The organism is Streptomyces polygonati, from assembly GCF_042650325.1.
Taxonomy (GTDB): domain Bacteria; phylum Actinomycetota; class Actinomycetes; order Streptomycetales; family Streptomycetaceae; genus Actinacidiphila; species Actinacidiphila polygonati.
This window is the reverse complement of the sequence record NZ_JBHSBB010000013.1, coordinates 201,676-225,193: the sequence shown is the minus strand read 5'-3', so window position 1 is coordinate 225,193 and position 23,518 is coordinate 201,676. Positions and strand designations below refer to the sequence as shown.

General features: G+C 72.1%; 21 protein-coding genes and 1 riboswitch. Of the genes, 9 read left to right on the top strand and 12 right to left on the bottom strand.

Features of this window, described 5'->3' with window-relative positions; all coding sequences use genetic code 11:
* Positions 1–138 precede the first annotated feature (138 nt).
* Both ACFO3J_RS19205 and ACFO3J_RS19200 read left to right on the top strand, forming a co-directional pair.
* Positions 139–1,113, top strand: coding sequence for an LPXTG cell wall anchor domain-containing protein (locus ACFO3J_RS19205; protein WP_386430677.1), 975 nt, complete (start codon positions 139–141; stop codon positions 1,111–1,113).
* Between the two features lie 311 nt (positions 1,114–1,424).
* On the top strand, positions 1,425–2,000 hold the full coding sequence (locus ACFO3J_RS19200) for an RICIN domain-containing protein (RefSeq protein ID WP_386430676.1): 576 nt from the start codon (positions 1,425–1,427) through the stop codon (positions 1,998–2,000).
* A gap of 36 nt (positions 2,001–2,036) precedes the next feature.
* Here ACFO3J_RS19200 and ACFO3J_RS19195 read toward each other — a convergent pair whose 3' ends face one another.
* Positions 2,037–3,713, bottom strand: a complete 1,677-nt coding sequence (locus tag ACFO3J_RS19195) for a SpoIIE family protein phosphatase (protein WP_386430675.1) — start codon at positions 3,711–3,713, stop codon at positions 2,037–2,039.
* 130 nt (positions 3,714–3,843) lie between these two features.
* Complete coding sequence (locus tag ACFO3J_RS19190) at positions 3,844–4,038, bottom strand: hypothetical protein (RefSeq protein WP_386430674.1); 195 nt, start codon at positions 4,036–4,038, stop codon at positions 3,844–3,846.
* A 511-nt stretch (positions 4,039–4,549) separates the two neighbouring features.
* Here ACFO3J_RS19190 and ACFO3J_RS19185 point away from each other — a divergent pair.
* Positions 4,550–6,577, top strand: coding sequence for a HelD family protein (locus ACFO3J_RS19185; RefSeq protein WP_386431033.1), 2,028 nt, complete (start codon positions 4,550–4,552; stop codon positions 6,575–6,577).
* 45 nt (positions 6,578–6,622) lie between these two features.
* On the opposite strand, the gene ACFO3J_RS19180 is transcribed toward ACFO3J_RS19185, so the two are convergent.
* On the bottom strand, positions 6,623–7,366 hold the full coding sequence (locus ACFO3J_RS19180; protein ID WP_386430673.1) for a copper homeostasis protein CutC: 744 nt from the start codon (positions 7,364–7,366) through the stop codon (positions 6,623–6,625).
* A 342-nt stretch (positions 7,367–7,708) separates the two neighbouring features.
* On the opposite strand from ACFO3J_RS19180, the gene ACFO3J_RS19175 reads away from it, so the two are divergent.
* On the top strand, positions 7,709–8,377 hold the full coding sequence (locus ACFO3J_RS19175; RefSeq protein WP_386430672.1) for an HD domain-containing protein: 669 nt from the start codon (positions 7,709–7,711) through the stop codon (positions 8,375–8,377).
* Between the two features lie 73 nt (positions 8,378–8,450).
* On the opposite strand, the gene ACFO3J_RS19170 is transcribed toward ACFO3J_RS19175, so the two are convergent.
* Positions 8,451–8,771, bottom strand: a complete 321-nt coding sequence (locus ACFO3J_RS19170; protein WP_386430671.1) for a DUF4031 domain-containing protein — start codon at positions 8,769–8,771, stop codon at positions 8,451–8,453.
* A 7-nt stretch (positions 8,772–8,778) separates the two neighbouring features.
* Entirely contained in the window at positions 8,779–9,141 is a 363-nt protein-coding gene (locus tag ACFO3J_RS19165; RefSeq protein ID WP_386430670.1) for a hypothetical protein, read from the bottom strand.
* Positions 9,142–9,348: 207 nt separating this feature from the next.
* Here ACFO3J_RS19165 and ACFO3J_RS19160 point away from each other — a divergent pair, with 207 nt between their 5' ends.
* The 3 genes from ACFO3J_RS19160 to ACFO3J_RS19150 all read left to right on the top strand — a co-directional run bounded on the left by ACFO3J_RS19160 (position 9,349) and on the right by ACFO3J_RS19150 (position 12,867).
* On the top strand, positions 9,349–10,317 hold the full coding sequence (locus ACFO3J_RS19160) for a MurR/RpiR family transcriptional regulator (protein WP_386430669.1): 969 nt from the start codon (positions 9,349–9,351) through the stop codon (positions 10,315–10,317).
* A 34-nt stretch (positions 10,318–10,351) separates the two neighbouring features.
* Entirely contained in the window at positions 10,352–11,299 is a 948-nt protein-coding gene (gene murQ, locus ACFO3J_RS19155; RefSeq protein ID WP_386430668.1) for an N-acetylmuramic acid 6-phosphate etherase, read from the top strand.
* A 197-nt stretch (positions 11,300–11,496) separates the two neighbouring features.
* Positions 11,497–12,867 carry a serine hydrolase domain-containing protein gene (locus ACFO3J_RS19150; protein ID WP_386430667.1) on the top strand — a complete coding sequence of 457 codons (1,371 nt, stop codon included), beginning with the start codon at positions 11,497–11,499 and terminating at the stop codon, positions 12,865–12,867.
* Between the two features lie 115 nt (positions 12,868–12,982).
* On the opposite strand, the gene groL is transcribed toward ACFO3J_RS19150, so the two are convergent.
* From groL to thrC, 4 genes are all read right to left on the bottom strand, one after another.
* A complete protein-coding gene (groL, locus tag ACFO3J_RS19145; protein WP_386430666.1) occupies positions 12,983–14,605 on the bottom strand; it encodes a chaperonin GroEL in 1,623 nt (540 codons plus the stop codon).
* 666 nt (positions 14,606–15,271) lie between these two features.
* Complete coding sequence (locus ACFO3J_RS19140) at positions 15,272–15,475, bottom strand: cold-shock protein (RefSeq protein ID WP_009339379.1); 204 nt, start codon at positions 15,473–15,475, stop codon at positions 15,272–15,274.
* Between the two features lie 486 nt (positions 15,476–15,961).
* Complete coding sequence (locus tag ACFO3J_RS19135) at positions 15,962–16,237, bottom strand: MoaD/ThiS family protein (RefSeq protein WP_386430665.1); 276 nt, start codon at positions 16,235–16,237, stop codon at positions 15,962–15,964.
* The gene (thrC, locus tag ACFO3J_RS19130) at positions 16,234–17,529 is read right to left on the bottom strand and encodes a threonine synthase (RefSeq protein WP_386430664.1); all 1,296 of its coding nucleotides are present in this window, start codon (positions 17,527–17,529) and stop codon (positions 16,234–16,236) included. The genes ACFO3J_RS19135 and thrC overlap by 4 nt, the downstream gene beginning before the upstream one ends.
* Positions 17,530–17,546: 17 nt before the next feature.
* A riboswitch (SAM riboswitch) is annotated at positions 17,547–17,676 on the bottom strand.
* A 209-nt stretch (positions 17,677–17,885) separates the two neighbouring features.
* On the opposite strand from thrC, the gene ACFO3J_RS19125 reads away from it, so the two are divergent.
* On the top strand, positions 17,886–18,854 hold the full coding sequence (locus ACFO3J_RS19125; RefSeq protein WP_386430663.1) for a glucosyl-3-phosphoglycerate synthase: 969 nt from the start codon (positions 17,886–17,888) through the stop codon (positions 18,852–18,854).
* A gap of 408 nt (positions 18,855–19,262) precedes the next feature.
* Complete coding sequence (locus tag ACFO3J_RS19120) at positions 19,263–20,687, top strand: alpha,alpha-trehalose-phosphate synthase (UDP-forming) (RefSeq protein WP_386430662.1); 1,425 nt, start codon at positions 19,263–19,265, stop codon at positions 20,685–20,687.
* Between the two features lie 17 nt (positions 20,688–20,704).
* Here the strand turns inward: ACFO3J_RS19120 and otsB are convergent, their stop codons facing one another.
* The 3 genes from otsB to ACFO3J_RS19105 all read right to left on the bottom strand — a co-directional run bounded on the left by otsB (position 20,705) and on the right by ACFO3J_RS19105 (position 23,253).
* Positions 20,705–21,553 carry a trehalose-phosphatase gene (gene otsB / locus ACFO3J_RS19115; RefSeq protein ID WP_386430661.1) on the bottom strand — a complete coding sequence of 283 codons (849 nt, stop codon included), beginning with the start codon at positions 21,551–21,553 and terminating at the stop codon, positions 20,705–20,707.
* A 110-nt stretch (positions 21,554–21,663) separates the two neighbouring features.
* Positions 21,664–21,897 (bottom strand): DUF3263 domain-containing protein, encoded by a 234-nt coding sequence (locus ACFO3J_RS19110; RefSeq protein WP_386430660.1) that lies wholly within the window; start codon positions 21,895–21,897, stop codon positions 21,664–21,666.
* Between the two features lie 123 nt (positions 21,898–22,020).
* Positions 22,021–23,253 (bottom strand): extracellular solute-binding protein, encoded by a 1,233-nt coding sequence (locus ACFO3J_RS19105; RefSeq protein ID WP_386430659.1) that lies wholly within the window; start codon positions 23,251–23,253, stop codon positions 22,021–22,023.
* Positions 23,254–23,518 lie beyond the last annotated feature (265 nt).

Genomic DNA, 23,518 nt, shown 5'->3' with positions numbered 1-23,518 from the left:
GGACTCCCCCGGGAGTCACCCCGCGCTCACCCGGTTGGCGGCCACGCCCGCCAGAAGGTGTGGCCATCCGTGCGAATCTGCCCGGCCGCCCTCCGTGGCATACAAGCTGATGAGTCATATGTGATGTTTTCTGCCCCCATGGATCACCAGCAGACGCATCCTCCCGCCCGGCCGCGCGAGCGGAGGACGCTCCGTGCTGTCGCGGCGTCCACGGCAGTCGTCGGCGCGGCGGTCATCGCCGCGGCCGGCCTGCTGCTCCCCGGCTCCGCGTTCGGCCTCACCCCGTCCGACGACGGCGGGCCGGACAGCGCGTACACACAGAGCGACTCGGACTCCGACGGCTACGGAATCGGCTACGGAATCGGGCACGGCCCCGGTGCCGGCCACGGGTACGGCTACGTCCGGCCGTCGCAGAGCTCCGGCTACGGCAGCCCGCAGCCCTCGGACCCCTCGCCGAGCCAGGAACCCTCCCGGCCCGCGTACGGCTACGGCTACGGCAGCCCCCAGCCCTCCGACTCCGGGCCCGGGCACGAGACCACTCAGCCCGGCTACGGGTACGGCTACGGCCACCCCCAGCCGTCCGACTCCTGGCCGGGGCACGAAACCACCCGGCCGGCCCCCGTGCACCACCCCCGGCCGACGCACACCCGGCCGGTGCCCGTGCACCACCCCCGGCCGACGCACTCCGTGCCGGGACACGAAACCACCAGTTGCCCGCCCCACAAGCCGCCGCACAAGCCACCCCACAAGCCCCCGCACAAGCCCCCGCACAAGCCGCCGCACACCCCACCGACCAAGCCGCCCCACACTCCGCCGACCCACCCGCCGCACACACCGCCGACGAAGCCTCCGCACACACCGCCGACCCACCCGCCGCACACACCGCCGACGAAGCCTCCGCACACACCGCCGACCCACCCGCCGCACACCCCACCCACGACGGCACCCCACACCCCGCCGACCCACCCCCCGCACACGCCTCCCACCAAGCCCCCGCACCTGCCGCACACCGGCACGGACGGCGTGGAGTGGATGGCGCTGGGCGCGGTGGGCGTACTCGGAACGGGCGCCGCGCTCGTGGTCTTCACCCGCCGCCGCGGACGGCACGGCTAGCAGCCCGTAGCCAATAGCAAGTAGCCAGTAGCAAGAAGCCGGCGACCACTTCGCCGCTACGACCGAAGCCGGCCGCTGTCCGGGACACCCCGGACGGCGGCCGGCTTCGGCATGCGCCCTCGGACCGCCACCGCACACCTCCGACCGGCCCCCACCGTCCGCACATTTACCCAAAGTGACATAAACATCACCCTTTGGAGTGGATCATCACGGTCATTCGGCATACGCGACGCGTGGCGGTGGGCATGATCGGCTCGTCTTGTCCCGGTGTCACACCACTTGGAGGATTTGTGACCACGAATACGACGCGTATGACGACGGCCGCGACGACGACGGCGCGCACGTCGCGTGTGAAGCGTCGGGCCGCCGGCGCGGGCGCGGCGGCGATCGGCGCCGGGCTGCTGCTGGGCGCGCTCGCGCTGGCGCCGACGGCGGACGCCGCCGCGCAGGTGAACACCCTGACCCTGCGACTGGCGAGCGACCCCGGCCAGGTGGCGAACGTCAGCGGTGCTTCCACGCACAATCTGGCGCATGTCATCCAATGGCCCTACTCCCGCGCGTCCAACGAACGATGGGAGCCCGAGGCCACCTCGGGCGGCTGGTTCCGGCTGAGGTCCGAGCACAGCGGCAAGTGCCTCAACGTCGAGGGCGGTGGGAATGAGGAGGCCGCCCAGGTCATCCAGTACACCTGTGGCACCGGGGCGAACGAGCAGTGGAAGTTCGTCCACAAGGGCATCGGCTACCAGATCGAGGTCAAGTCCAGCGGCAAGTGCCTCAACGTCAAGGGAGGCGTCGGACAGGGCCGCGACCTGATCCAGTACACCTGTACGACCCACGGCGTGGACAACGACGTCTGGCTGCCGGTCTGGGAGAACGCCTCCAACTGACCGGTCGGCGGCCCCGGGCGGGTAGCCCTGATCCGCTCAGTCGGGCCTGGCGAGACAGGCGAGGAGAAGGGCGATGTCGTCCTCCCTGCCCTGTCGTTTCTCGATGGTGGCGACGATGTGCTCCGCCAGCTCGTCGAGATCGCCGGGGCCCTCGTCCAGCAGCGCCCGGATCCGGCGTTCGCCCGCGTCGAGGTCCGAGCGGTGCGACTCCAGCAGTCCGTCGGTGCACAGCAGCAGGGTGTCATCGGCGGTCAGCCGGATCCGGGTGACGGGGTACGGCTCGTTGTTGTACTGCGGCAGCCCGAGCGGCACCCCGCCCGCGACCTCGATGGGGCCGCTGCGGCGATCGGCGCCCCGGAGCAGCGGATAGGGGTGCCCGGCCCGGACGAACTCGGCGTCGCCGGTCGCGGGGTCCAGATGGACACAGACGCAGGTGGCGATGAGTTCGGTGTCCATGTCCTGCAGAAAGGCGGAGGTGCGGGCCGCGATGACGGCCGGCGGGTGCCCTTCCGAGGAGAAGGCCCGGATCGCCGCCCGCACCTGTCCCATCACCGCCGTGGCGTCGACGTCGTGGCCCTGCACATCGCCCACCACCAGCCCGATGCTCCCGTCGGGGAGCGGCATGGCGTCGTACCAGTCGCCGCCCGCCTGATGACCGGCGGTGGCGGGCTGATAGCGGACCGCCAGGCACAGCCCCGGCAGCCGCGGAATGCTCCTCGGCAGCATGCCCTGCTGGAGGGCGACGGCCATGGAGTGCTCCCGGTCGTACGCCTGGGCGCGCTGGAGGGACTGCGAGAAGGTGCCCGCCAGGGCGAGCAGCAGATTGCGTTCCTCGGGGCTGAACTCCCGTTTGTCCTTGTACAGGATCGACAGTGCGCCGGTCGGCCGGGCTTCGGCGGCCAGCGGCAGGATGGCCGAGGAGGTCAGCTCCGTCAGCTCGATGTACGGCCACAGCAGCGGGTAGTTGTCCCGTACGTCCTCCCGGGTGACGAAGGAGGGCGTCTGGGTGCGGATGGACTCGGCGACGGGCAGCGCCGAGTCCATCCGGGTGACCCCGAGATCGCGCTGGAGGGCGGGCGGCAGCCCCCTGGTCGCGAGCAGCCGCCGGCGGTCCTGTTCGACCACGCTGAGGGCGACCCCTGACGCGCCGAGCAGTTCCAGGAACGGCCGGCCGGTGACAAACGCGAGGATGTCCTCGACGGTCAGGGCCCGGGCTAGCGCGGCCGTGGTCTCCTGGACCGCGTCCCGCTGCCGCAGTCGCTCGCGGGTCAGGGTGCTCTGGTGGGCCGCGTGCCCGATCTCCGCCTCGGCGCTGCGGACGACACCGACAGCGTGGAGTGCGGTTCCGTCGTCGTCGCGCTTGATGACAGCCCGCAGATGCGTCCAGGCCAGACTCCCGTCGCGGGCGCGGACCCGGAAGTAGGCGCCGTATTCGTCCGCGCCGGCCAGCGCGGTCTCCGCCAGTCCGGGTGTGTCCTCCAGGATCATGCGCTCGCGCAATGCGTCGGCCCGGCCGTCGAACTCGCCGGGCGCGAATCCGAAGGCCGCCAGGGCACCGTCCCGAAGGAATACCTGATCCGAGGGGAAGTCCCAGATGAGGCCGCCGACGCCATTCGTGACCAGATAGTCGGGGAGTTCCACCTCGAGGATCGACTCAAGGCTTTCCTGAGTGGCGTCCGGCCGCGGGGGCCGGGGTGCGCTTCCGTGTTCCATATGACCTCCGGACCGATCCGGCCTGCCGGATTCACCCTACAGGCCGAGGCGGAGTTCGTATTGAGCAACGTCCCTGATCAGCGGCACAGGCCCGCCCCTGTCGGCGGTCGGCGGCTGCCTCGCCAGGGCCTCAGGAGTTCGGATAGCGCGATGTGCCGAGCGCCTGGCCGTCATTGCCGAGGACGACCACCTCGACAATCGCCGAGACGTAGACCCGCACCGCTCGCAGCGCATTCCCGAGGCGGTGACCGGGGGGATCGGGGTGGGCGCCTATCGCGGTGCCACCGGTCGTGGTGGGAACGGGATAAAGTGTGCTCGAAGCCATATCTCAACGGTACGATTTCCGCATCCGGAGTGGATCGGACCGGGGGCTCGAATCTCACCTTCTGTCTCAGCCTCCGGGCTGACCCGGAACCCTGAGCCGTCCCCGGGCCCGCATCAGGCCCGCCCAGGGGCCGCCTCGGGGTCGACCCCCTTGGGCGCCGCCCCCGCAGGCCGCCCGCAGGCCATCGGCGACGCTCCGGAAAACCATTTCGTACCGGTCCACCCGGGCGCGTAGGATCGTCCGTCTTGCCGCCTCCCCTCGGGAGTGCCGCCGCCCGGACGGAAACCGGCCGGCTCTTCGTGACACCGCCTCGCGTGCGTCCGCGGACGCCTTCGCGCGCCGCACCGCGCGTACGCACCGGGCCCACCGTCGCGAGCCGTAGCGAACCGATCGAACCGCACCAGCCGGAGGCGAAGCCTTGCCCTCGCACGCCCACACCCAGGACCAGCCCCAGCCCCGACCGCGGCCGCGGTCGGAGGCCGATCACCCAGAGGCATCACCGCGGGACCCGCTGGGCCGCGAACGCGACCACCTCGCCGCCTCCCGGGCGGCGCTGCGCTCCATGCGCCAGGACGTCGAAGCGCTCGACATCGCCGATGTCGCCGCCAACTGGGTGAACGCCCAGGTGCTGACCGCCCAGATCGACACCCGGATCAAGGCGCTCGCCGACCTCGCCCACACCCCGCTGTTCTTCGGCCGTCTCGACTACCGGCACGCCCCCGGCGTGGAGCTGGCCGAGGGCGCCGAAGGAGAGAGCTTCTACATCGGGCGGCGGCACGTCCATGACGGCGACGGCGACCCGATGGTCATCGACTGGCGCGCACCTGTCTCGCAGCCGTTCTACCGCGCTTCCCGCACCGAGCCGATGGATGTCGCGCTGCGCCGCCGCTTCGGTTACACGGGCGGGGAGTTGACCGCCTACGAGGACGAGCATCTCTCCGATCCCGAGGAGTCGGACACCTCCAGCCGGCTGCTCCAGGCCGAGATCGAGCGGCCCCGTGTCGGTCCGATGCGGGACATCGTGGCCACCATCCAGCCCGAGCAGGACGAGATCGTCCGCGCGGGCGTCACCGGCACGGTCTGCGTCCAGGGCGCGCCCGGCACCGGCAAGACCGCAGTGGGCCTGCACCGGGTGGCGTACCTGCTGTACGCGCACCGGGACCGGCTGGCCCGTACCGGCACGCTCGTCATCGGGCCGAACGCCTCCTTCCTCCAGTACATCGAGCAGGTGCTGCCGGCGCTGGGCGAACTCCAGGTCAAGCAGGCGACGGTGGACGACCTGGTGGCCCATGTCGAGGTGCGCGGCGCGGACTCGCCGGCCGCGGCCCGGATCAAGGGCGACGCGCGGATGGCGGAAGTGCTGCGCCGGGCGGTACGGTCCGGCATCCGGATGCCCACCGAGCCGGTGATGGTGGTACGCGGGTCGCGGCGCTGGCGGGTACCCGCCTACGAACTGGAAGAGATCGTCCGGGAGTTGGCGGACCGCGACATCCGCTACGGCGCCGCGCACGACGCGTTGCCGCAGCGGATCGCGCACGCCGTCCTGGTCCAGATGGAACGCGCCGGGGAGGCCCCCGACGACCGCGTACAGGACGCGGTGGCGCGGACTCCCGCGGTGAAGGCGGCGGTCAAGGCGTGCTGGCCCTCGGTGGACCCGGCGAAGACGGTGCTGCGGCTGCTGTCGGACCCGGAGTTCCTGGCGTCCTGCGCCGACGGGCTGCTCGGCGAGGAGGAGCAGCGGGAGATCCGGTGGGCCCGCCCGGCGCGCGGGCTGAAGGCGGCGCGCTGGTCGGCGGCGGACGCGGTGCTGGTGGACGAGGCGTACGACCTGGTGCAGCGCACGTCCTCGCTGGGGCATGTGGTGCTGGACGAGGCGCAGGATCTGTCCCCCATGCAGTACCGGGCGGTGGGCCGCCGCTGCTCCACCGGCTCGGCGACCGTCCTCGGCGACCTGGCCCAGGGCACCACCCCGTGGGCCACCGCCTCCTGGGCCGAGGCCTTGTCGCACCTGGGCAAGCCGGAAGCCCGCGTCGAGGAGCTGACCCAGGGCTTCCGCGTGCCCCGCGAGGTGATCGCGTACGCGTCCCGGCTGCTGCCGTCGATCGCCCCGGGGCTGGCGCCGGCCACCTCGGTCCGGGAGGCGGCGGGGGCGCTGTCGATCCGCCCGGTGCCGGCCGAGGGGCTGGACGCGGCGGTGGTGGCCGCCTGCCGGGAGTCGCTCGGCCACGAGGGCTCGATCGGCCTGATCGCGGCCGACCCCCGGATCCCGGCGCTGTCCTCGGCGCTGGCGGCGGCCGGCCTGCCCCATCTCTCCCCGGGCGAGGAGACCTCGGCGTCCGCCCGCCTCACCCTCGTCCCGGCCTCGCTGGCGAAGGGCCTGGAGTACGACTACGTGGTCCTGGACGATCCCGCCGCCCTCGTGGCCGCCGAACCGGACGGCCGCACCGGGCTGCGCCGGCTGTACGTGGCGCTGACCCGTGCGGTGTCCGGTCTGACGGTGCTGCACAGCGATCCGCTGCCGGAGGCGCTGGTGGACTAGCCGCTCGGTCCGGGGAAGCCGGTCCGGGGAGGTCCTGCCGCCGGGCTACGGGCGGGCGGAGGCCGGTTCGGCTTCCGGCTCGGCCGCCGCGACCGGTGCGTCCAGGGCGGCGCGCCAGGTGCGTACCGCGGTGACGTCCACCGAGCCCGCCCAGCCGTCGCGCCGCACCGCGCCGCCCACATGGAAGGCATCGAGCCCGGCGGCCCGCAGCTCCGGCACATGGTCGAGCAGCAGGCCGCCACCGACCAGCAGCCGCGGCTCGTAACCCGGTTCGCCGACCCGGGCCGCCTCGGCGCACAGCACGTCGATGCCGGTGGCGACGCCGTGCGGCGAGCCCGCGGTGAGATACGTGTCCAGTCCGGGCAGTCCGGCCAGCTGCAATCTCAGCGCGTCCCGGTCGGCGGCCCGGTCGATGGCCCGGTGGAAGGTCCACCGGCACCCGTCGAGCACGTCCACCAGCGCGTGCACGGCCTCCAGATCGGCCCGCCCGCGGTCGTCGAGAAACCCGAGCACGAATTCGTCCGCGCCCTCCGCCCGCAGCCCCTGCGCCGCCTCGCACAGCGCGTCCAGCCCGCGCTCGTCGCCCGCGCTGAAGCCGTCGGACAGCCGCAGCATGACGCGCAGCGGAAGGTCGACGGCGGCCCGGATCGCGCCAAAAGTGGCCCGACTGGGTGTCAGCCCGTCCGCTGCCATGTCGGTGACCAGTTCGAGGCGGTCGGCCCCGCCGTCCTGGGCCGCTACGGCATCGTCTGCGCCGAGCGCGATCACCTCGAAGATTGGTCTAGACATATGAGAAGGGTGCCACACCCGTAACTCCCGCGCGAGAGGCGGCCCCACCTCCGCGCGGCGGTCAGTCGGCACCCATAGCCCTCCGTACCCGGGCGGCGGGCCGCCCAAGGGGGCCGACCAGGCCGCGGCCCGCGCGCAAATCCGCTGGCGACGGCCGCGCGGGCCCGCCCGACACATGCGCGGCGAACCGCTGACCGATGAATCGGGGCCGGCATGGCCCGACGGGTACGCAGCCGGAACCGTGCACCACCTTCGGAGGCCCGCCCCTCCAGGGCACCCGCGCCCGGGTCGTCCCGCAGGGCGCCGTAACCCCAGTGGCAACAGTGCCGCACAATAGCCCGCATGCCCACCTCGACCGCTGCCGCGCACCCCCGCTACGCCGCTCTGCTCGCCGAGTGGTGCGAGCTGGTGCGCCGCTGCCGGAAAGACCCGGACTCCGCGCCCGATCCCGCGCCGTACGGGCGGGAGCTGCTGGAACGGTGGGCCGAGCCGCAGCGGCGCTATCACACGCTGGACCACCTGCTCGCGGTGCTGACCCGGGCCACCGAGCTGACCGCGCACGCGGACGACCCGGACGCGGTGGCGCTGGCCGCCTGGTTCCATGACGTCGTCTACCGGCCCGACCGCAGCGAGAACGAGGAGAGCAGCGCCCGGCTGGCCGAGCGCGCCCTGCCCGAGATCGGCCTGGACCCGGGCCGTACGCGGGAGGTCGCCCGGCTGGTGCGCCTCACCGTGACCCACGACCCCGCCGAGGGCGACCGCAATGGCGAGGTGCTCTGCGACGCCGACCTCGCCGTGCTGGCCGGCGACCCCGCCGACTACGCCGCGTACGCCGCCGCCGTCCGCGAGGAGTACGCCTTCGTCCCCGACGACGCCTTCCGCACCGGCCGCGCCGACATCCTGCGCCGTCTGCTCGACCTCCCCCACCTCTTCCGCACCGGCTACGGCCAGGCCCAGTGGGAACCGGTCGCCCGCCGCAACATCGGCACCGAGCTGGAACTTCTCGGCTGAGCGGTGACGGTCCGAAGAGGCGGACGAGGCGGCTGCGGCAGCCGCCACCCGCCGGACCCGGGGCGCCGCGCCCTCACGGCTCCGGGTCGATGTCGAAATCGGGGAGGGGGACGTCGTGGACCAGGCGGAGGCCCTTGGGGGGCTTGCGGCGGCGGAGGCCGGCGGCGGTGAGGCGGCGGAGGAGGTCCTTGCTGGTGACCTCGATCGCGCCGAGGCGGACGGCGTCGGCGTAACGGGGGGAGGGGACGTCGTAGTGGTCGCGGTCGAAGGCGCGGGGCGGGGCGCCGAGCAGGTCGGCGAAGGCGTGCAGCTCGGCGTAGGAGGTGTCGCTGATCAGGTGGGACCAGAGGCGGCCGTGCCCGGGCCAGCTGGGGGGATCGATGTAGACGGCCATGGAGGCGTCACCTGCCCAGGGCGCCGACGGGGGCGATCGGGAGGCCGCGGGACTCGCAGACCCACTGCGGGTCCGGGCCGAGTTCCGGTTCGACCGCCAGGGCGTGCGGCTCCTCGCAGTCCGGGCACAGCGGCCAGCGGCCCTGCGTCTCCAACAGGGCGTCCTGGATGTCCTGAGCGAGCAGCCCGGCGACGTACGCGGCGCCGTCCGGCCACTGCTGGACCCACCACCGGCGCTTGCTGAGCGCCTCCTCCAGCAGGGACACGACCTCGGCCTCCGCCACCGCGCGGGCGGTGAGATCGGCGAGGACGCGCGCGCGGGCGTCATGCAGCGCCACTTCGATCGTACGGTTGTCAGCTTGGCCTTCCATGCTTCCATTGTCGCAAGCCCGCGCGGTTACGGACCGGGACGGGAGCGGACGGCCGGATCCGGCCGGTCCCGGGGCGGCCCGGACCGCCGTGAGGCCGCCCGGGCGCCGGCGAGAGCGCCCGCCCCATGGCTTCATGGGCGCGGCCCCGCCCCCTCTCCCCCGAGCGGACCCTTGACGCCGCCACGCCCTGAAAATACCTTTCAGAGCGTGACCTACAGCGTGAAGGAAACTTTCTCCCCGAGCGTCCGCGCCCCCTCCGGCGCGCCCGGCACACCCGGCGCCCCCGTCACGACCCCCGACCCGGGGGCCCTCGCCGCCAAGGTCCGCACCGTCGCGCCGTCCATGACCCGCTCCATGCAGCGGGTGGCCGACGCGGTCGCGGGCGACCCGGCCGGCTGCGCCCGGCTGACCGTCACCGCGCTCGCCGTCCGCACCGGGACGAGCGAGGCCACCGTGGTCCGTACCGCCCGGCTGCTCGGCTATCCCGGCTACCGGGACCTGCGGCTCGCCCTGGCCGCGCTCGCCGCCCAGCAGGCCACCGGCGCGGCGCCGGCCGTCACCGCCGACATCGCCGTGGACGACCCACTCGCCGATGTGGTCACCAAGCTCGCGATGGAGGAGCAGCACACCCTCGCCGACACCGCCGCCCAGCTGGACATGACGCAACTGGAGGCCGCGGTGGCCGCGTTGGCGGCGGCCCGGCGGATCGATGTCTACGGCGTGGGCGCCTCCAGCCTGGTCGGCCAGGACCTGGCGCAGAAGCTGCTGCGGATCGGGCTGATAGCGCACGCCCACGCGGACCCGCACCTGGCGGTCACCAACGCCGTACAACTGCGTCCCGGCGACGTGGCGTTGGCGATCACCCACTCCGGCAGCACACACGACGTGGTGGACCCGCTGCGGGCCGCCTTCGACGTCGGCGCCACCACCGTCGCCATCACCGGACGGGCCGACGGCACGGTCACCCAGTACGCGGACGTGGTGCTCACCACCGCGACCTCCCGGGAGAGCGAACTGCGGCCCGCCGCGATGTCCAGCCGGACCGGGCAACTCCTCGTGGTGGACTGCCTGTTCATCGGTGTCGCCCAGCGCACCTACGAGGCGGCCGCACCGGCGCTGTCGGCGTCGTACGAGGCGCTGGCGCACCGGCACACCCCGCGGGCCGGCCGCGCGTAACGCCGTAACTCCGTAACGCCCCACCGCACGAAGGATGAACGAACCGCTGATGACCCAGTACACCGAGCTGCGCCGCGAGTTGGAGACGCTGACCACCGAGGCGTTCCGGCCCGAGCTCGCCGAGATCGACCGGCTCTCCACCCTGGAGATCGCCCGGACCATGAACGCGGAGGACGCCACCGTGCCGGCGGCGGTGGCCGGCCGGCTCCCCGAGATCGCCGCGGCCATCGACGCGATCGCCGACCGGATGGCGCGCGGCGGCCGGCTGATCTACGCGGGCGCCGGCACCGCCGGGCGGCTCGGCGTGCTCGACGCGAGCGAGTGCCCGCCGACCTTCAACACCACACCGGGGCGCGAGGTGGTGGGGCTGATCGCGGGCGGTCCCGAGGCGATGGTCATCTCGGTCGAAGGGGCCGAGGACAGCAGGGAGTTCGCCGCAGCCGACCTCAAGGCGCTGGATCTCACGCCGGAGGACTCCGTGGTGGGCGTCTCGGCCTCCGGCCGCACCCCGTACGCGCTGGGCGCGGTGGAGTACGCGCGGTCCGTGGGCGCGCTGACGGTCGGGCTGTCCTGCAACGCGGACTCCCCGCTGGCCGCCGCCGCCGACCACGGCATCGAGGTCGTGGTGGGGCCCGAACTGGTCGTCGGCTCGACCCGGTTGAAGTCCGGCACCGCGCAGAAGCTCGTGCTCAACATGCTGTCGACCATCACCATGATCCGGCTCGGCAAGACCTACGGCAGTCTGATGGTCGACGTCCGCGCCTCCAACGAGAAGCTGCGGGCCCGCTCGCGCCGGATCGTGGCCCTCGCGACGGGAGCGGGGGACGCCGCGATCGAAGCGGCGCTCACCGCCACCGACGGCGAGGTCAAACCGGCGATTCTGACCTTGCTCGCCCACGTCGACGCCGCCACCGCCAGCCGCCTGCTGACCGCCTCGGCCGGCCACCTCCGCCAGGCGCTGGAGTCGGCCGCCCGGCCGTAGGGCAGACTCGGCGGGACCACACGTGACCGGAGCGGACGGTTTTCCCTCCGAGTTCGATCGAGCTCGACCGGACACGAACGGACTCGACGGGGTTCGACCGGACACGACCTGCGGCGACCGGACCGGGGCCGTCCCGAAGCGACCGGCGCCGTCCGGGCCGGCCCCGACCCGCCCCCGCTGACCGAAAGGCCGCCGTCATGCCCGAGCTTCTGGATGCCGCGCGGCTGGACGACCTCTGCGTCGAGGCGCTGGCCGCCCACCGCTGCCCTTCCGTCTCGGTCGCCCTCGCCGCCGACGGCGAGGTCGTCTTCGCCCGCGCCTGGGGGCAGGCCGACCTCGCGACCGGGCGGGCGGCGACACCCGCCACCGCTTACGCCCTCGGCTCCATCACCAAGCCGATCACCGCGACCGCCGTCTGCCGGGCCGCCGACGAGGGCCTGCTGGATCTGGACATCCCGGTCCCCGGCGAGCTGCTGCCCTCCTTCGGATCGCGTCACCGCCGCCCCACCCCCCGCCAACTCCTCCAGCACCAGGGCGGATTGGGCGCCTTCTACACCTTCGACTACGGTGACGGCGCCCCGCTCGTCGACGCCGACCGTTACGCCGTGGCCCACCGCGAGCCCGGCTCCGGCTTCGAGTACGCCAATCTCGGTTACCGGGTGCTCGGACGGCTGCTGGCGGACGCCACCGGGCAGCCGCTGGGCGAGGCCGTACGGGACCGGGTGTTCGGCCCGCTCGGGCTCGACGGCTGCCATCTCGGTCCGCACTACCCCGGCCCGGCGCCCACGGCGGTCCGGCACACGATCGACGGCCGCCCGTACCCGGACTACGACTGCCCGCATCCCGGCGCCACCCTCGGCTGGGCCACCGCCGCCGAACTCGCCCTCTTCGCCCAGCACTTCGAGCGGCTGCTGAAGCCGGGCACGGCCGCCGCCGTCCGCGACGCGCTGCCGGTGAACGAACACCTGGGCTACGGTCTCGGCTGGAGCGTGACCGGCCCCGCTGGCGGCCCGCGGCTGCTCCATCACAGCGGCGGCGGTGGCGGGGTCGCCGTCATGGTGGTCGCGGTACCCGAACAGCGGTTGTCGGTGGCCGTATTGACCAACTCGACCAGCAAGGCGGCCCGGGACGCGATCCTGCGCGGGCTGCTCGGCGAGCTGGTCCCGGGCTTCCGGGAGGAGTGGATCGTGTCGGTGGTCACGGACCCGGCCCGCCCGCTGGAGCTGCCGGCCGGCAGTTGGACGGGCCGGATCGGCGCGCCCGAGCGGGAGTTGGCGGTCGAGCTGCGGATCGGGGAGGCCGGCCGGATCGAACTGCGGGTGGACGGCGACCAGGCGGAGGGCACGGCCACGGCCTCCCGCGCCTGGGACCTGCGGGCCGACCTGCCGCTCCAGCTCCCCACCGCCGACGCCCGGATCAGCAGCCCGCTGCTGACACTGGCCCTGCGCCTCGCCCCCGCCTCGGCCGGCCCGACGCTGACCGGAGTGGCCCACGCGTACAAATCCGGTGACGCCGAGGGCTTCCTCGGCAACTACCTCGCCCACCGCTGCGCGCTGCGCCCGCGCTGAGCGCCGGGGCGCGCCGAGGCCGACGCGCCCGGGACAACGCGGAGGCGGCGCCTCCTCCCCGCGAAGGGAGAAGGCGCCGCCTTCCGTGCGCGTGCTGGACGGTGATCCCGGAGGATCAGAAGTCCATGTCACCGCCGGGCATGCCACCCGGAGCGGCCGGAGCGGCCTTCTCCGGCTTGTCCGCGATGACGGCCTCGGTGGTGAGGAAGAGCGCGGCGATGGAGGCCGCGTTCTGCAGGGCGGAGCGGGTGACCTTGGCCGGGTCGATGATGCCCTCGGCGATCAGGTCGACGTACTCGCCGGTGGCGGCGTTCAGGCCGTGGCCCGGGGTCAGGTTGCGCACCTTCTCGACCACGACACCGCCTTCGAGGCCGGCGTTGATGGCGATCTGCTTCAGCGGGGCTTCGAGCGCCAGCTTGACGATGGAGGCGCCAGTGGCCTCGTCGCCTTCCAGCTCCAGCTTGTCGAAGACGGCGGTCGCCTGGAGCAGCGCGACGCCACCACCGGCGACGATGCCCTCCTCGACGGCGGCCTTGGCGTTGCGCACCGCGTCCTCGATGCGGTGCTTGCGCTCCTTCAGCTCGACCTCGGTCGCCGCGCCGGCCTTGATGACGGCCACGCCGCCGGCCAGCTTGGCGAGACGCTCCTGGAGCTTCTCGCGGTCGTAGTCGGAGTCGCTGTTGTCGATCTCGGCGCGGATCTGGTTGACCCGGCCGGCGACCTGGTCGGTGTCACCGGAGCCGTCCACGATCGTGGTCTCGTCCTTGGTGATGACGACCTTGCGGGCGCGGCCGAGCAGGTCCAGGCCCGCGTTCTCCAGCTTGAGGCCGACCTCTTCGGAGATGACCGTGCCGCCGGTGAGGATCGCGATGTCGCCCAGCATCGCCTTGCGGCGGTCGCCGAAGCCCGGGGCCTTGACGGCGACGGACTTGAAGGTGCCACGGATCTTGTTGACCACCAGGGTGGACAGGGCCTCGCCCTCGACGTCCTCGGCGATGATCAGCAGCGGCTTGCCGGACTGCATGACCTTCTCCAGCAGCGGGAGCAGGTCCTTCACCGCGGAGATCTTGGAGTTGACGATCAGGATGTACGGGTCGTCGAGCGACGCCTCCATACGCTCCAGGTCGGTGGCGAAGTAGGCGGAGATGAAGCCCTTGTCGAAGCGCATGCCTTCGGTGAGCTCGAGCTCCAGGCCGAAGGTCTGCGACTCCTCGACCGTGATGACGCCTTCCTTGCCGACCTTGTCCATCGCCTCGGCGATCAGCTCGCCGATCTGGGTGTCAGCGGCGGAGATGGAGGCGGTCGAAGCGATCTGCTCCTTGGTCTCCACGTCCTTGGCCTGCTCCAGCAGGGCGGCGGAGACGGCCTCGACGGCCTTCTCGATGCCGCGCTTGAGGGCCATCGGGTTGGCGCCGGCGGCTACGTTGCGCAGCCCTTCCTTGACCAGGGCCTGGGCCAGTACGGTCGCGGTCGTCGTGCCGTCTCCGGCGACGTCGTCGGTCTTCTTCGCGACTTCCTTGACCAGCTCGGCGCCGATCTTCTCGTACGGGTCCTCGAGCTCGATCTCCTTGGCGATGGAAACACCATCGTTGGTGATCGTGGGGGCGCCCCACTTCTTCTCGAGGACGACGTTGCGGCCCTTCGGGCCGAGGGTGACCTTGACGGCGTCGGCGAGCTGGTTCATCCCGCGCTCGAGTCCGCGCCGCGCCTCCTCGTCGAACGCGATGATCTTAGCCATGGTGAAGTGTCCTCCGCGGACTGGGGGTTCCCCCACCGAGGCGGGGGGCGGTGGATCGGACCGTGTGGCGCCCGCGACGGACGGCCAGCCGGCCGCCGGTTCCTTCCCGACGCCCGGGCGGGCCTCACCGACCCGGTCCAAGTTGTCACTCTCACAAGGAGAGTGCCAATGCCAATGATTAGCACTCTACCCCTGCGAGTGCAAGCGCCGAGGGCGGCGCCGCGCGTTGAACCCCGCGCGGCGCCCAGGATCCGCTCCGGGAGCCGCCCGGCCCGGCCCGGCCCCGCGGGCCCGGACAGCGGCACCGGCACCGGGCCGCCCCGCCCAGCCCCCCGTGGCCGTCCCGCGACCACCGGCCGGTGGTCCGCTGGCCGCGCAGTTCCCCGCGCCCCTTCGGCGCCCGGCGGGTGCCGAACCCTCGGCAGCCGTAAGTCCAGGCTCCGGTCGGCCTGGGCCTGGGCCCCGTAGGGGCGCGGGGAACTGCGCGGCCAGCCAAGTACCGGCCGGTGGTCGCGGGACGCCGGGAGGGGCTGGGCGGAGCGGCCCGGGAGCCGGGCCCGGAGGGCGGGACGCACGAAGAGCCCGCACCCCCCTTAGCCGGGTGCGAGCCCTTCGTGCGTGAGAAAACGTGAGAACGCCGCGTCGATGGTCGAACGCGCCGGGATGTCAGCCTGCCAGCCGGACCATGTCCGCCTGCGGCCCCTTCTGACCCTGCGAGATCTCGAACTCGACTCGCTGGCCTTCTTCGAGGGTGCGGTAACCGTCCATCTGGATCGCGCTGTAGTGGACGAAAACATCCGCACCACCGTCGACCGCGATGAAGCCGTAGCCCTTCTCCGCGTTGAACCACTTGACGGTGCCCTGAGCCATTCCTAACTCCCCTATTACTGGCCCTATCGCAGCCCCGCACTCCGCGGGCCCGGGTCAGACCTCACCCTCCGGAGCGACCCTTACCGTGGACGGGTGGGAGCCCTGGGAGGTGTGCGCCGGAACGCGTCGACCGCGGCTGAATGTATCTGCACGGATGCCCAGTGCAACAGGTCAATCGGACGAGAATTCTGGGGCTGACTCATCGGAAATAACCCAGGAAAAAACGATAAGACGGGGCATCTCGGGCCGGACAAACCCGACCAATCAGAAAATTCGCATGTGAATTTGGCGATAAATCGCCGCACCTGGCCGCGCCGGCCCCAACTCACTTGCCCCCGGCAACTGTACAACATTTCAACTATCTCCCCGCGCCACCCCGGCACGGCGACGCCCCGCCCACCACAGCGGGTGAGCGGGGCGCAAGATCGGACAACGTCCGCCAAAGATCCGCGTCAGAGCTTCATACAGAAACGCGGCGGTTCCGTTTCAGCCGCCCGCGACCGCGGGAATGATCGAGACACTGGCGCCGTCCGGCACCGCGGTGTCCAGCCCTTCGGAAAAACGCACATCGTCGTCGTTGACATAAACGTTCACGAAACGGCGGAGCTTTCCGCTGTCGTCGAGAACACGCGCCGAAATACCGGAGTGATTGCTCTCCAGCGAGGTGATGACCTCGGCCAGCGTCGCGCCCTCGGCCGGCACTTCCGCCTGGCCGCCGGTGTAGGTACGGAGAATGGTCGGGATTCGAACGGATGCGGTCATGCGAGGCCAGCCTCTCGGAACGCGGCAACGGTGGGGCGGATGACGGCGGTGGGTCCGGTGGTCGGAGCCACCGCGTCCAGGGTCTTCAGTCCGTCGCCGGTGTTCAGCACGACGGTCTCGGCGGCCGGGTCCAGCTGCCCGGTCTCGATCAGCTTCCTCAGCACGCCCACGGTCACCCCGCCGGCCGTCTCGCCGAAGATGCCCTCGGTCCGGGCCAGCAGCTTGATCGCGTCCACGATCTGCGCGTCGTCGACATCCTCGATCGCGCCGCCGGTGCGCCGGGTGATGTCCAGGACGTACGGCCCGTCGGCCGGGTTGCCGATCGCCAGCGACTTGGCGATGGTGTCCGGCTTCACCGGCCGGACCACGTCCCGGCCGGCCTTGAAGGCCGCCGACACCGGTGAGCAGCCCTCGGCCTGGGCGCCGTAGATCTTGTAGGGCTTGTCCTCGACCAGGCCGAGCTTGATCAGCTCCTGCAGGCCCTTGTCGATCTTGGTGAGCTGGGAGCCGGAGGCGATCGGGATGACCAGGTTGTCCGGCAGCCGCCAGCCGAGCTGCTCGGCGATCTCGTAGGCCAGGGTCTTGGAGCCCTCGCCGTAGTACGGGCGGAGGTTGACGTTGACGAAGCCCCAGCCCTCGCCGATCGGGTCGCCGATCAGCTCCGAGCAGAAGCGGTTCACATCGTCGTACGAGCCCTCGATGCCGACCAGTTGGCCGCCGTAGACCGCGGCCATGACGACCTTGCCGGCCTCCAGGTCGTGCGGGATGAACACGCACGAGCGCAGCCCCGCGCGGGCCGCCGCGGCGCCCACCGCGCCGGCCAGATTGCCGGTGGAGGAGCAGGACAGCGTGGTCAGGCCGAAGGTGCGGGCGGCCTCCAGGGCGATCGCGACGACCCGGTCCTTGAAGGAGTGCGTCGGGTTGCCGGAGTCGTCCTTGACGTACAGGCCGCCGGTGATGCCCAGTTCGCGGGCGAGATTGTCGGCCTTGACGAGTTTGGTCCAGCCCGGGTTGAGATTGGGCCGGTCGGCGAGGTCGGCGGGCACCGGGAGCAGTGGCGCGTACCGCCAGATGCTGGTAGGGCCGGCCTCGATCCGGCGGCGCAGGCCCTCGGGGTCGCCCAGCGGCAGGTCGTAGGCCACTTCGAGCGGGCCGAAACATTCCTGGCAGGCGAAGATCGGGCTGAGCGGGAAGCGGGTGCCGCATTCCCGGCAGGACAGCGCCGCGGCCGGCCCGAAGGGGCGCGGGGTGGAGGGGGTGTCGTAGGTGCTGGCGACGGTTTGCACAGCCATGTCGGCGAGGCCCTTTCTCCTCATCTTCCCCGTGGCGTACGTCGCCACGAGACGGAATTGGCACCTTCCCCACCGTGTGACCTCGCGGTCGGCGGGAGGGTTGCCGGGGCTTCAACGGGCCGTTCCCTCTGCCCCTCTGGATGAGCGGTATGGCACCGGACGCGGTGATCCGGGCATTTGTCGTTCTTGTACGGCGGCCCCGGGATGCGAGGACCGTACGTGTTGCTCAAGACTGTAACTGAGAAGTGTCGTGTCCGAGCGTCGCGTCCGTACCGCGAGATGGGTCGGACGGAGTCGCACCGGGCACCGCAACCGGGCATCACAACCGGGTTTCACTCCGGCAGGGAGAAGCGCACGTGCTCGATGAAGTGGAGCGCTGGCTGGCGCACCGGTCGTGGTCGGCGGACGACCGGCCTCTTGATCTGCTGCTGGCCGCCAAACGCGCGGCGGGTCAGTGGGGCACGATCAGCGTGGTGCTGCCCGCGCTGAACGAGGAGGCGACGGTCGGCGCGATCGTCGCCGCGATCCGGCGCGACCTGATGACGCCGGAGGTCCCGCTGGTGGACGAGCTGGTGGTGGTCGACTCCGCCTCCGACGACCGTACGGCCCAGGTGGCCGCGCAGGCCGGCGCGCGGGTGGTGCGGCGGGACGCGATCCTGCCGCGGCTGCCGGCCGTGGCCGGCAAGGGTGAGGTGCTGTGGCGGTCACTGCTGGTCACCAGCGGTGAGATCGTCTGCTTCATCGACGCGGACCTGCGGGAGTTCGACACCCGGTTCGTGTCGGGCATCGTCGGGCCGCTGCTCACCGATCCCGCGATCGGCCTGGTCAAGGCGATGTACGACCGGCCGCTGGAGACCGGCGGCGAGGTGGTGGCGGCCGGGGGCGGCCGGGTCACCGAGCTGGTCGCGCGCCCGCTGCTGAATCTGCACTGGCCGCGGCTGGCCGGCTTCGTCCAGCCGCTGGGCGGGGAGTACGCGGCCCGCCGCTCGCTGCTGGAGCAGCTGCCCTTCCCGGTCGGCTACGGCGTGGAGCTGGGCATGCTGGTGGACGCGCTGGATCTGGTCGGCCTGGACGCGATGGCCCAGGTCGACGTGGGAGAGCGGCACCACCGCCACCAGGACGGCCAGGCGCTGGGCCGGATGGCCGCGACGATCTACCACACCGCCCAGCACCGCCTCTCCCGCGGCCACCTGGTCCGCCCCCGGCTGACGCAGTTCGACCGGGTGAGCGAGGAGGGGTTCGTGCCGCGCACCCATTCGGTGGATACGCAGGAGCGGCCGCCGATGCTGGAGATCGGCGAGTACGTGGCACGGCGTGCGGCTTGACCGGGCCCGGCGCCGGCCCTTCCGGCCGTTCTACGGGTGCGGGCCCCTCGTGGCCGCTCGCGCAGTTCCCCGCGCCCCTGACGGGGCCGTTCCCCCGCCCGGGAGCAGCCCGCGCCCCCGCGCCGGGGCACTGACCGTCGTTGTGCCCGTGCCGGCACGTCGTGGCCGCTCGCGCAGTTCCCCGCGCCCCTGACGGGGCGCGTTGTCCCTCCCCCCTGCCCCCGAGGGCGACGAGGCCACCGCGGACCCGCGGCCGGGGCTCCGGGCCGGCCCCCGGTGCCAGGGGCTGGCCCGGGGGCCGGGTAGGGGGCGACCAGGCAGGACGGAAGCGCAGCCCCGGGGGAAGAAAGGCGCGGACATGCCAGGGGGGTTGGTTTGAGGCACGGCGTGCCTGGCTAGGCTCGCCGCATGGTCGGAACGCAGCACGCTGCCCGGATTCTGGTCGCCTCCAACCGCGGCCCGGTCTCGTACACCCTCCGTGAGGACGGCACGCTGAGCAGCCGGCGCGGTGGCGGGGGCCTGGTGTCGGGGCTGAGTGCCATCGGGCCGGACGCCGACGCAGTGTGGGTGTGCGCGGCGCTGTCCGACGGCGACCGGGAGGCCGTACGGGAGGGGGTCGGCGAGGACGGCTCGCGGATGATCGCGGTCGACCCGCTGACATTCGAGGCGGCGTACAACGGGATCGCGAACTCGGTGCTGTGGTTCGTCCACCACATGCTCTACCAGACCCCGGTGGAGCCGGTCTTCGATGAGGACTTCCGCGGCCAGTGGGCCTCCTTCGAGGCCTACAACGCGGCCTTCGCGGACGCGCTGGCGCAGGAGGCGGCCGAGGGCGCCGCCGTGCTGGTACAGGACTACCACCTGTCGCTGGTCCCGGCGATGCTCCGTGAGCGCCGCCCGGACCTGCGGATCGGGCACTTCAGCCACACCCCGTGGGCGCCGCCGGACTACTTCCGGCTGCTGCCGGACGACGTGGCGGAAGAGCTGCTGGCCGGCATCCTGGGCGCCGACCGGGCCGCCTTCCTGACCCGCCGGTGGGCGGACGCCTTCGCCGCGTGCTGCGTCTCGGTGCTGGGAGCCACTCTTTCGGCGGATGGGCTGGAGGTTTCCTGGCGGGGCCGCACCACCCGGCTGGGGGTGCACGGACTCGGCGCGGACGGCGACTTCCTGCGGGAGCGGGCCCACCGGCCGGACGTGGCCGACTGGATGGAGACGCTGCGCGCCGAGACCGGGCCGGGCCGCAAGCTGATCGTGCGGGTGGACCGTACCGAGCTGTCCAAGAACATCGTCCGGGGTCTGCTCGCCTACCGCCAGTTGCTGGACGACCACCCCGATTGGCGCGGCCGCGTCGTCCACATCGCCTTCGCCTACCCGTCCCGGCAGGATCTCGCGCTGTACCGCGAGTACACCGCCGAGGTCTCCCGCGTCGCCGAGGCCATCAACACCGACTACGGCACGCTCGACTGGACCCCGGTGCTGCTGCGGGTCGACGACGACTTCGCCCGCTCGCTGGCCGCCTACCGCCTCGCCGACGTGGCCCTGGTCAACCCGATCAGGGACGGGATGAATCTGGTGGCCAAGGAAGTCCCGGTGGTCTCGGACAACGGGGTGGCCCTGGTGCTGTCCCGCGAGGCCGGCGCCTACGAGGAGATGGGCCGGCACGCGATCACCGTCAATCCGTACGACATCCGGGCCACCGCCGCCGCGCTGCACACCGGTCTGACGCTGCCCGACGCGGACCGCGCAGACCGCACCAAGCGCCTCGCCGACGCGGCCACCGCCCTGCCGCCGTCCCGCTGGTTCCTGGACCAGCTGCACGCGCTCGGCGACTAGCCGGAACAGCCGGCGGGCTATTCCAGCGCGTCCGCCAGCGCGTCCAGCAGGGCGACCAGGCCCTCGGGGCCGGGGACGGTGAGGTCGGAGCGGTCGATCAGCTCCTGGGGGGACTCCGAGGTGGCCACGCTGGCGACCAGCAGGCCGGGCAGACCGTGGCCGCGCAGGCTGGTGACGGCGGCGAAGGCGGCCAGGTCGCCGAGGTCGTCGCCGGCGTAGAGGACGCTGGCCGCGTCGGTCTCGCCCAGGTAGGCCGCGAGCGCGACGCCCTTGTCCATGCCGGGCGGGCGCAGCTCCAGGACGTAGCGGCCGGGTTCGACCATGAGGCCGTGGGACGCGGCGAGTTCGGCCAGCGGCGCCCGCAGCGCCTCGAAGGCGGCGTCGGGGTCTTCGGTGCGGCGGGTGTGGACGGCGACCGCCCGGCCGCCCTTGTCCTCGATCCAGGTGCCGCGCCAGGCGCCGTTGCGGTCCAGGAAGCCCGGGAGTTCGGCCCGGACGGCGGTGACCGCCGGGTGGGCGCCGGGGGCTCGGACATCGCCGGTGTGGGCGTCCCAGCGCTCGGCGCCGTAGTGGCCGAGGACCACCAGGTGGTCCAGGCCGGGGACGCCGGCGAAACCGCCGTAGCGAACCGCGACACCCGCCGGGCGGCCGGTGACGACGGCGATCGCGGCCACCCGCGGGGCCAGCCGGACCAGCGCGGGGACCACGCCCGGGTGGGCCCTGGCCTGCTCGGGGTCGGGCACGATGGGCGCGAGGGTGCCGTCGAAGTCGAGGGCGATCACGGCTCGTTCGGGTCGCGCGAGCAGCGCGGCGAGCCCTTCCTTCCCCTCGGGCGTACGGGGCGTGGGGATGTCGGCGGAGGCCATGGATCCGACCCTACCCGCGCGGGGCGGGCGCACGCCCGGCGTACGGTCATATGCCCGCGCCAACCCGGAGAAAGCGCGGGCCGGCGCCGGGACAGGGCACCGGGAAGGGCTCAGCGCTCGTCCCGCAGCCGCTCCCGCTCCCTGCGCAGCCGGTTGACGAGCCCGGGGGCGTATTCCAGGGCCCGCGGGTCGTCCAGCAGCGCGTTCAGCAGCTGGAAGTAGGCGGTGGGCGACAGGCCGAGCCGCTCGCGCACCGCCCGCTCCCGGGGGCCGGGGCCGGTGAAGGCGCGGCCGGCGATGTCCAGCACCGCGCGGTCGCGTTCGGAGAGCTCCGCGCGTTCCACCGGCCCCACCCGCCCCGCCCGACGATCCATCACTTGCGCCGTCACTCCCGCCGTCGATCCCGCCGTCGATCCCGCCGTCGGTCGCGCCGTCCGTCCCGGTGCACCTGACGACGTGACAACGTCCTAGGAGGGCGTCTTGTTGCTGGCCGCGTCCAGCGATGTCGCGCTGTTCTGCAGCTTCGACAGCACCGTCTTCGGGTCCGCGTGCATCGCCTGGCCGATGCCCGTCTTGACCTCGGCGCTGAGCGGTCCCCACGAGGTCTTGTTGACCGGGTAGAAGATGGCGTCGGGCAGCAGGTCGAGGAACTTGACCAGCTGCTTGTCCTTGGGAGACACCCGCATGGCCTGCGAGGCGCTGGTGGTCACCGGCAGCAGACCGTACTCGTCCAGGAACTTGACCGAGTTCTGCTCCTGGAAGACGTACTGCAGGAACTTGCCGTCGGCCGCCTTCTTGCCGTTCTGCTTGAAGGCCATCATCCAGTCGGCGACGCCCAGCGTGTTGGTGCTGGGACCGGTCTCGCCGGGCAGCGGCACGACGCCGACGTCCATGTGGGCGGCCTGCGCCTGGGTGAGCAGCGTCGGGTGGCCCATGACCATGCCGGCCTTGCCGGCCAGGAAGTCGGTGAAGATGTCGGCGCGGTTGGTCTTGGCCGGGTCGCCGGACTGGACCAGGCCCTTGTCGACGAGGTGCTGCTTGACCCAGGTGAGCGCGGTGACGTTCTCCGGGGAGTCCAGGGTGTAGCCGCCGGCCTGGCTGGTGTAGCCGCCGTTGGCGCCGAGCATCCACATCAGCGCCTCGGCCTGGGCCTCTTCGGGCCCCAGCGGCAGTCCGTACGGGACCGGTACGCCGTTCGCCTTGAGCTTCTCGGCGTCCTTCTCGATGTCCGCCCAGTCCTTCGGGGCATTCTTGATGCCGGCGCTCTTGAAGAGCTTCTTGTTGTAGAAGAACATCCGTGAGTTGGACACCCACGGTATGCCGTACTGCACACGGTCCACCGAACCGGCGGTCACCAGCGAGGGGATGAAGTCCGCCTGCTCGCTGACGGTGAACAGTTCGTCGGCGGTGTAGAGCTGGTCCTGGGCGGCGTAGGCCGCGTACGAGCCGATCTGCGCGATGTCGGGCGCCTTGCCGGCCTTGACCATCTTGGCCACCGTGTCGTCCACGACGTCCCAACTCAGCACATCCACCTGCACCTTGATGTGCGGGTTCTTCTGTTCGAAGGCGCTCACCAGGTCGTTCCAGTAGGTCTGGGAGCTGTTGCCGGTCTTGGGGTCGCCGTAGTCGGCGGCCACGAGGTGCAAAGTGACGTCCCCGCTCAGCGGATTGCTGTTGCCGCACGCGCTGAGCGTGCTCATTGCCATGACGGACGTGACGCCGACCGCCGCCAGTCCGAGAAGTCGCCGCTGCACCGTTCTACCGCCTTTTGAAGTACTGGCGTACTGCGTTGTGTACCGCCTACTTGGAAGCGCCGAGTCTTCCCCACATCTTTAGCCAAGGTCTACACCATGCGTGATATCGCTTCGGCATCGGGTTCCGCCCTGGTGGGCCGCCAGTTCCGAATTCCACCGGATGATCGATCTTTGCGGCGGAGTGGACTAGACCTTTACCGGGGTTAACCGC